Genomic DNA, 8,989 nt, shown 5'->3' on the forward strand with positions numbered 1-8,989 from the left:
TGAGTCATTTCCTATTGGAATGATTGATTAAAAAATCTAAACAAAAAGGCACTCCATGGCATTGTGCATGATCCACCGCCCGGAGGTGCGAACTGCCGAAGGATTCTGTTTGTTTCCCGGCTAGCCGCATCTCAGGGTCGTGAAGATGCCTGAGGCGGTGATGAGAGAGAAGTTCGGGCACGGAGAGTTTCGTGCCGGTCAAAAGGAGGTGGTCGAAGGGCTTCTGGATGGTCGATCGATGCTTGCGGTCTTTCCAACCGGTGGTGGGAAGTCGCTCTGCTATCAGCTTCCGGCACTCATGATTGAAGGGGTCACGCTGGTCATATCCCCGCTGATTGCCCTGATGAAGGATCAGGTCGATGCGCTCTGTGGGAAAGGGATTGCGGCGGCACGTCTCGATTCCTCACTGAGTCAGGACGAGTATGGTGAGGTGATGGACGGCTTGAAGTCGGGTTCGTTGAAGCTGCTCTACGTGGCGCCGGAAAGGCTTTCGAACGAAGGGTTTCGGCATCGGCTGAGCCGCTTGAAAATCGGAATGGTTGCGATTGATGAAGCACACTGCATTTCCGAATGGGGCCATAATTTCCGACCGGATTATCTCAAATTGGCAAAAGTCTGCCGTGACCTCAAGGTGCCACGCGTGCTGTGCCTGACCGCGACGGCGACCCCGTCAGTTTCCGATGACATTCGTCGCGAGTTTGGAATCTCGAAGAATGACCACATCCAGCTTTCATTTCACCGTGACAATCTCGATCTGCGCGTCACGCCGTTGGATGCAAGTCTGCGGATGGAGCATTTGTTGAAGCGACTTGGGGAAGTCGACGGGGCGGCAGTGGTCTACGTGACGCTCCAGCACACGGCGGAGTCGGTGGCGACCTTCCTGAAGCGGAAAGGGGTTTCCGCGCAAGCGTATCATGCGGGTCTGCCTCCGGAATTTCGTGCAGCTGCGCAGGAGAAGTTCATGGGGGGCGAGACGCGGGTGATGGTCGCAACGATCGCTTTCGGGATGGGAATCGACAAGGCGGACATCCGAGCCGTCTTTCACTTCAATCTTCCAAAATCGCTTGAGAACTACTCACAGGAAACCGGCCGCGCCGGCCGCGACGGAATGGAATCGGTGTGCGAGCTGCTTGCTTGTGGCGACGATCTGGTGACCTTGGAGAACTTCACCTACGGCGACACTCCAACGCCGGCCGCCGTCAGGCATCTCGTCGATCACGTGCTGCGTATCGGCAAGGAGTTTGATGTGTCCGTTTACGAGCTTTCGACGGTGAACGACATTCGTCCGCTGGTGGTGACCACGCTGCTGACCTACCTCGAACTTGAGGGTGCGATTGAGGCGACTCGTCCGTTTTACTCGACCTATTCGGTGAGGCTGATCCGCGACATGGAAAAGATGCTTTCCGGCTACGATGCACGGCGGAAGAGTTTTCTGCGCAAGATCTTCGGCGCGGCGAAGGAGGGGAGGAGTTGGCTCAATTTTGATATTGCCAAGGTGGCCATGGAGACGGGTGAAGATCGGGATCGAATTGTTACCGCGCTGACTTATCTCGAAGAAGCTGGAGACATCATCTTGAAGAAGTCCGGAGTCCGGCAGGGTTACCGCTTGCTGCGTGACCACATGGATTTGCGTGAGCTCGCGGCTCACCTTGATGACCGATTCCGTCAACGCGAGGCGGCGGACCTTGAGCGGCTGCAGCAGGTGGTTGCTCTGGCGGAAACGGAGGGCTGTCTGACCGGTTTCGTGACCGAGCATTTTGGTGAGAAGCTGAAGAAGCCCTGTGGTCATTGCGATCGTTGTCGCGGGGTCGGACCGGTGGCGATTCCCCGTTCGAGATGGCCGGATGTGGGTCAGGACCAGTTGGCGATCATTCAGGATCTGCGTTCCGAAAAACACGCCTCCTTGAAGACGGCGCGTCAGCTCACCCGCTTTCTCTGTGGGATTTCCAGCCCCGCCGCACAGCGTGCGCGCCTGACACGTCACGATGCGTTCGGTCTCCTCGAAGGCACGCCATTTGCTGAGGTGCAGCGGGTGGTGGAGACAATGATTCCCTAGTCTTTCAGGGCAGAGCTCTTGCCCGTAAGAAAATCTGCCCGCGCGGTGATTCGTGTGATTTGGGTGCGTGATTTTTCGTAACCAAATTACAGTCAAATGATTAGAGCTCGAGGTAAAGTTATGCTCTTCGCCTTCGGTATTCTTCCTCAAAGAAAAATTGTCTCAAAAATCATCGGCGCGATCGTTCCAAGGGCTCAAAGGTTTGTGCGCGTAGGGGAATTGTTCCCTTTTGATGACCTAAAGCAGCATGTCCCACATCTTCATGCCCCCAACTCCCGAGCAGGAAGCGGCTCTTCACAAGCAGCGGAGGAACTCGATGATCGTGAGCTTCTTCGTTGCTCTTTTGGAGATGGTTCTCGTCGGGGTGATCCTCACGTTGATTCTGCTGCCGGGGTTCTTCAAGGAGACGCCAGTGATGGTCGCCTACAATGCTCCCGTTCAGGCGGAACAAGAGGTCGAGCAGAAGAAGAAAACGAAGATCACGACCAAGCCCACGGCGCCTTCCTCATCGCAGGCGCGGGTCATTGCTGCGAATACGGCGTCGCCGCTCGCGATTCCCGTTCCCGACATGGAGTTCAATGATAGCGAAGTCTCGCTGGAGTTCGGCAGTGGCGACGATTTCGGGGCAGGTTGGGAGATGGCGGACTAAGAAGCCGCTGTGGGTGGTGGAGGAACGACGTTCTTCAAACAGGAAGTGGTCGCCCAGCGTGTCGCCTACGTCATCGATGCTTCGAGATCGATGAGCAAGCAGCGACAGGAACTCATGCGTGAGGAGTTGACCAAATCGATCAAGCAACTCCGGGCACCGATGCTCTATCAAATCATTTTCTTTTCCGCTCCTGCCTGGGTCGCTGGAAGTGATGTCGAAGTGGATAATGAGGCAGGCAGAGGCATCGTCACGGACAAGTCCGGCAGCTACGAATGGGAAGGTCGCAAGCGGAGTTATTCCGGGTGGGAACCGAAAGGCGAAGAACAGCCTGTCCCGTGGATTGAGTTCAGCTCCAAGACACGCCGGCAGTCCGAAAAGCACATTGAGAACCAGACGATGTCCTTGGGGACCGACTGGGGTCCACCCCTTAGAATGGCATTGGAAATGGAACCACCCCCCCAGATCATTTTCTTCATGACCGACGGGGCTGGGGGCAGTACCAAGGAACTCCTCGACGATCTCCGGAAACTCGCCCGTCGAAAGAAGACGATCATCAACACCGTCGCGCTGATGGAACCGAGTGCGGTCGATGGCCTGATCTATCTGGCCAAGGAAACCAAGGGGCAGTTCACGATCGTGGACGAGCGGGGCAGAGCTGAAGTTCAGGAGTTGAAGTAGGGTCAGCTTTCGAGCATTTGGTGCTTCGCGGGTAGCTGCCGTCGGCAGTAGGCGGCTCCCGGTCCAATGGTGGTCATTGATCGAGTAGGATTGGAATGTCGGGGATGTCGGAGGGCTCCGCCGCTTGTCCCAAGGTGCATTGGATGGGATGCTTTCACGTGCGGACCATGGGGTGACGCTTGCCACGAGTTAGAGGAAAGAGTGCGTGACCGATGGGCAGTTTTTCTTGAATTGGAGTCATCGGGAGGATTTTGCATGGCAGGGAGGCCGGTTTCCCTTCAGCATCGAACCTGTTGGGAATCGGTTGGATCCGAAACCGACTGTCTGAAGATTGCCATTCCCACAACCCGGTTACTGCCCATGCTTCTTTTCGCCCCTAACGAACTGGTGAACCTCGAGTGCCGGACGGCGTTGACTCCAGCCAGCGTGCGCAAGCTGAAAGGTCTGGGTATTGAGGTGAGAATCGAGGCCGGCCTTGGTGGTGCGGCGGATTTTCCGGATGAGCTTTTTTTGGCCGAAGGGGCGGAGAAGATCGGGCGAGATGAAGGTTTGAAGTCGGCGGACCTGGTTTTCTGCGTCAACCCGTTGGCCTCGGATGAAATCCGGATGATGAAGCGGGGGGCCATGTTGATTGGCTTTCTGGAGCCTTTCCATGTGCACCTGGAAGATGGTGAGGCGCCCGTGGATACGCCGGCCAAGGCGCGGATGGATGCGATGCTCGAGGCGGGGATCACCGGGGTGTCGGTCGAGATGATGCCGCGGACGACCCTCGCACAAAAAATGGACGCGATCAGTTCGCAGGCGAACCTCGCCGGCTATGTGGCCGTGGTGCTGGCGGCCGAGCGTTTGAACAAGATTTTCCCGATGATGATGACGCCTTCCGGCACGATTTCTCCTGCCAAGGTGTTTGTGATTGGCGTTGGGGTGGCTGGGCTTCAGGCCATCGCGACGGCCAAGCGCCTGGGGGCGCGCGTGACCGCATTCGACACACGGGAAGAGGCGCTTGAGCAGGCGGAATCGCTGGGGGCGAAGGCGTTGCGGATTGATCTCGGTGAAACGGGTTCGACCGATCAGGGCTATGCGAAAGAGCTGACGCCGGAGCAACTGGAGATCCAGCGGGCGGCTCAGGGCAAGGTCTGTGCGGAGAGCGATGTGGTGATCTGCACGGCGAAACTCTTCGGCCGCAAGGCTCCGCTGCTGGTGAAGGCGGATGTGGTGGCCTCGATGGCTCATGGCTCGATCATCGTCGATCTGGCGGCGGAGACGGGTGGCAATGTGGAAGGGGTCGTCGCGGGTAAGGAAGTGGTGACTGGCAATGGCGTGCGGATCATCGGACACGCCAAGCTCGAGAACTTCGTCCCGCGGGATGCGAGTGGGATGTTCGCGAACAATCTAAGCAATTTCATCGAGCACTTCTGGGACAAGGAAACCTCAAGCTTCAAGCATGATGACGAGGATCCGATCCTGAAGGGGGCGGTGCTGACCCGGGATGGGAAATTTGTGAACGAACACCCTGCATTCAAGAAATAGTCATGGATCCATCGACCCTCATCCTCCTTCTCTTTGTCTTCACTCTCGCCGGTTTCCTCGGATTTGAGCTGATCGCGAAAGTTCCATCCCAACTGCACACTCCGCTGATGTCGGGATCAAACGCGATCTCTGGAATCACGGTGGTTGGCGCAATCATCGCCACATCGACCATGGGTGACTCACAGCTCGGTCGTTGGTTGGGATTTGCGGCGCTGGTGCTTGCTACGATCAATGTCGTAGGAGGCTACGTGGTGACCGATCGGATGCTGGCGATGTTCAAAAAAGGAAAAAAGTAAACGCGGGGCATGATGGATTTCGAACAATTTCAAAACCTCGCCTACATCGGGGCCTCGATCCTTTTCATTCTCGGCATCAAGATGCTCGGGAAAGCGGATACCGCTCGAAAGGGCAACCGTTTGTCGTCAATCGGGATGCTGGTGGCGGTGCTGGCGACGGTCGTCGGACAGGTCTCGCGCGGTGAAATGCACTGGGGGATGGTGCTCGCTGGTCTCGTCCTCGGTGGCGGAATTGGATTGGTAAGCGCACGCAAGGTGGAGATGACCGGGATGCCGGAACTGGTCGCCTTGTTCAACGGCTTCGGTGGCTTGGGGAGTTTGCTGGTGGGTTGGGCTGAGGTCGCAGGGGTTTTGAAGATCGATGGATTTACGGGATTCGCAGTCTGGGCGACGGTGCTCATTGGCGGAGTCACGTTTACTGGATCGATGGTGGCTTGGGCGAAGCTTGCGGAAAAAATCAGCGGCAGCGCGGTGAGCTTTTCCGGGCAGAAAGCCCTCAACATGGTTTTGTTTGTGGGCCTTCTCGTTTGCGGGGCGATGTGGATTTCCACCGGTTGGCCGGCTCTCTTGTATGCCGTGATCGTGCTTTCGCTGGTGCTCGGTGTGCTGGCGGTGATTCCAATCGGCGGTGGGGACATGCCGGTGGTGATCGCCTTGCTGAACAGCTTTTCGGGACTGGCGGCCGCGGCGGCGGGATTCGTGATCGCCAACAATGTGCTGATCGTGGCCGGTTGCCTGGTCGGAACCTCCGGGCTGATCCTGACGGTGATCATGTGCAAGGCGATGAACCGGACGCTGAGCAATGTGCTTTTCGGAAGCTTCGGGGCGGCGAACGGATCGGGTGCCGCGGTGGAAGGTGAGATGAAGGCACTATCCGTGGAAGATGCCTACTACGTGCTCGAAGCGGCGCGAAATGTGGTCTTCGTGCCGGGTTATGGCATGGCGGTCGCGCAGGCTCAGCATGCGGTAAAGGAGCTTGGCGAGCTTCTCACCGAGAATGGTGCTGAGGTGCGCTATGCGATTCACCCGGTGGCGGGTCGGATGCCCGGGCACATGAACGTGCTGCTGGCGGAGGCGGATGTCGCCTATGAGCAGCTTTGCGAAATGGACGACGTCAATGCGACGATGGAGATGGTTGATGTGGCGATCGTGGTCGGCGCCAACGACGTGGTAAATCCATCGGCGCTCGAGGATGAGACGAGCCCGATTTATGGGATGCCGATCATCAACGTACACAAGGCGCAGACCGTGTTCGCGCTGAAGCGCGGTAAGGGAGCGGGCTTCTCAGGCTTGGTGAACTCGCTGTTCTTCCGTGAAAACACCCGGATGATATACGGGGACGCCAAGGAGACGATCACGGGATTGGTAACGCAGTTCAAGGAGTGAGGAGGGGAACAAGGAAATCGCGCAAAACGACGCGAAATTCTAAAAGGCATGCTTTAGATTGCTGGCTGGAATTCTCTCACCTGAAGCTCGCGAGTTCCGGGCACAAAAAAGGGAGACGCTTGTGCGCCTCCCTTTTTGTTAGAGTAATTTAGTCTTCTCCCCAACCGAGGATCTTGGCGACCTTCGGGGCGCGGATGCGGTGAGGGCGGGGGAAGCCGGATCCGACCAACGGACGGGCGTAGGTGAGGAAGGCGTCAGTGACGTTGTTACCTTCGGCATTGATGAATATGTCCTCCATGGTGCGTGTTTGCGCGGCGACATTTTCAAAGGGCTGAAGCGAGTAGTCGACCGAGTAGTTGCCGGTCCGCTGGATGGCGACGGAGCCATCGAGGTCGTGCCAAAGGGCGAAGTGTGCGGCCTTTTCCCCGACTTCGCGGGCTTCGTTCTGGTCGACGTCCGAGACACATCCGATGAAGGAGCGCTGGACGTAGCCGAAGGTGTCGGAACGCACGCGTTTGATGCCGGTCTTGTCCTTGATGATGCCGGAGAGAAGATCGCCAAGAGCACCGGTGCCGGAGAGCTGGACGTTGCCGTGGTCATCCTTTTCGACGGAGTCCATGAGCTTTGTCACCATGGGGACGCCACTTTCATCGTGGATGCCTTCGCTAACGGCGATGACGCAGCGGCCATACTTATCGAAGACGGCCTTTACGTCCTTGGCGAATTTTTCAGGATCAAAAGTCCGTTCGGGGAGGTAGATGAGATGCGGGCCATCGTCCGGGTATTTCTTGGCGAGACTGGACATGGCAGTAAGGAAGCCCGCGTGACGGCCCATCACGACGCCGATGTAAACTCCGGCGAGGGCGCGGTTATCGAGGTTGGCACCCGCGAAGGCAGAAGCAACGAAGCGACCGGCCGAGCCAAAGCCCGGAGTGTGGTCGTTGCCGGGGAGGTCGTTGTCGATCGTCTTGGGGACGTGGATGCAACGGAGTTCGTAGCCGGCTTTTCCGGCCTCGTCATTGACGATGCGGCAGCCGTCGGCGGAGTCGTTTCCACCGACGAAGAAGAAGTAGCGGATGTCGTGGGCGCGGAGTACCTTGAACATCTGGCGGCACTGGTCTTCGGTCGGCTTCATCCGGGTGGAACCTAGCGCCGAACTTGGCGTGTCCCCAACAAGCTCAAGGTTGTTGGTCGTTTCCTGGGTCATGTCGAGGAAGTCCTCGTTAAGGATACCTTCGACACCGTGGCGTGCTCCATAGACCCGATGGACCTGGGGGAACTTCCGGGCCTCGAGGGCGACTCCGACGATGGACTGGTTGATGACGGCGGTCGGGCCGCCTCCTTGAGCGATTAGAACGTTTCCTTCGAGTTTACCCATAAGCTTGGCCTGGTTTCCTGGCGGGGCGAAAGGAGTCAGACGGGAAGCCGAAAGCAAAGGCTAAAACAGGTCAGTCCGGGTTTTCTGCCTTTTCAACAGGTTCCCCGCCGCGTTTCAGTCACTTCTCCCTCGTTCGTAGATGCGGCTTCAGTCATCCTGCCCACGTAGGGATTTCCATCCTCAACTCTTTCGCACCCCAGCAAACCTTCACCGTCGGATGTCGCAACGCCATCATCCCGCTCACCTGCCTCCGCCCGTCCCTATCCGGGAACGACTTCAATTCTCCAAAGCCAACGTTCATACCACAAAGACTGAAAACCTTGACTGACCCCGTTTTACCACGTTCCATGTTTTGGCGGGGCTCAGGACGTGGCGCTGCTTGGGGGTGAGTTGCTGATGGATCTCGGGGTGGTCGGCCTTCAATGCACTATAAAGGCGGCTGCGGAAGCGCTCGGCGAGCGGGCGAAAGTGGACGAGGAATTTGTCTTTCTTCGGGTGGACGAGCTGGCGGGTGGCGGCGTTGAAGGCGATGCCGGGGGCGATGATATGGACGTGGGGATGGTGGCCGATTTTCCGGTCCCATGTTTGGAGCACGCTGGTGATGCCGCAGCGGGCTCCGTGGTATTTGGTGGAAATGACGTCCTGAAGGGCGGCGGCGCTTTCCCGAAGAATGAGGTCGTAGAGGATACGGGGATACTGCTGGCAAAGGGTGCGCAGTTCCTCGGGTATGGTGAAGGTGATGAGGAAGTACGGGACGGGTAGTAGTCGCGCCTCCTGCTTGGCGGTCCAGACTCGCTGGTCGAGGGCGCCACAACGCGGGCAGCTGCGGTGGTTGCAACTATGATAGGCGTAGTGGCGTTTTTCACATCCGCCACAACGATAGGGGCGGCCGCCCATTTCCGGGGTGCGGCACGCGAGGACGCGCTGCACCGCCCGGTAGTGGGCGGTGCAAAGGTGCTGCCGGTGGGTATGGGCATAGCTTTCCCAATGCTCACCGAGCAGCTCTGATAGATCGA

Annotated in this window: 8 protein-coding genes; 6 read left to right on the top strand and 2 right to left on the bottom strand. The window is 57.9% G+C overall.

What is annotated here, in order from left to right:
• The first annotated feature begins 145 nt into the window (after positions 1-145).
• The 6 genes from WBG04_RS07755 to WBG04_RS07780 all read left to right on the top strand — a co-directional run bounded on the left by WBG04_RS07755 (position 146) and on the right by WBG04_RS07780 (position 6,595).
• On the top strand, positions 146-2,056 hold the full coding sequence (locus tag WBG04_RS07755; RefSeq protein WP_424313839.1) for a RecQ family ATP-dependent DNA helicase: 1,911 nt from the start codon (positions 146-148) through the stop codon (positions 2,054-2,056).
• A gap of 262 nt (positions 2,057-2,318) precedes the next feature.
• Entirely contained in the window at positions 2,319-2,705 is a 387-nt protein-coding gene (locus tag WBG04_RS07760) for a hypothetical protein (protein ID WP_424313833.1), read from the top strand.
• 9 nt (positions 2,706-2,714) lie between these two features.
• A complete protein-coding gene (locus WBG04_RS07765) occupies positions 2,715-3,383 on the top strand; it encodes a vWA domain-containing protein (RefSeq protein WP_424313834.1) in 669 nt (222 codons plus the stop codon).
• 360 nt (positions 3,384-3,743) lie between these two features.
• Positions 3,744-4,913, top strand: coding sequence for an NAD(P) transhydrogenase subunit alpha (locus WBG04_RS07770; RefSeq protein ID WP_424313835.1), 1,170 nt, complete (start codon positions 3,744-3,746; stop codon positions 4,911-4,913).
• Between the two features lie 2 nt (positions 4,914-4,915).
• Positions 4,916-5,209: an NAD(P) transhydrogenase subunit alpha gene (locus WBG04_RS07775; protein WP_424313836.1), complete on the top strand. Its 294-nt coding sequence runs from the start codon at positions 4,916-4,918 to the stop codon at positions 5,207-5,209.
• 12 nt (positions 5,210-5,221) lie between these two features.
• Positions 5,222-6,595: an NAD(P)(+) transhydrogenase (Re/Si-specific) subunit beta gene (locus tag WBG04_RS07780; RefSeq protein ID WP_424313840.1), complete on the top strand. Its 1,374-nt coding sequence runs from the start codon at positions 5,222-5,224 to the stop codon at positions 6,593-6,595.
• Positions 6,596-6,743: 148 nt separating this feature from the next.
• Here the strand turns inward: WBG04_RS07780 and WBG04_RS07785 are convergent, their stop codons facing one another.
• Positions 6,744-7,973, bottom strand: a complete 1,230-nt coding sequence (locus tag WBG04_RS07785; RefSeq protein WP_424313837.1) for a 6-phosphofructokinase — start codon at positions 7,971-7,973, stop codon at positions 6,744-6,746.
• A gap of 297 nt (positions 7,974-8,270) precedes the next feature.
• The coding region (locus tag WBG04_RS07790; protein WP_424313838.1) for an IS91 family transposase at positions 8,271-8,989 on the bottom strand (719 nt) is incomplete at its 5' end.

The sequence above is a fragment of the Haloferula sp. genome (genome assembly GCF_049672945.1).
Taxonomy (GTDB): Bacteria; Verrucomicrobiota; Verrucomicrobiia; order Verrucomicrobiales; family Akkermansiaceae; genus Haloferula.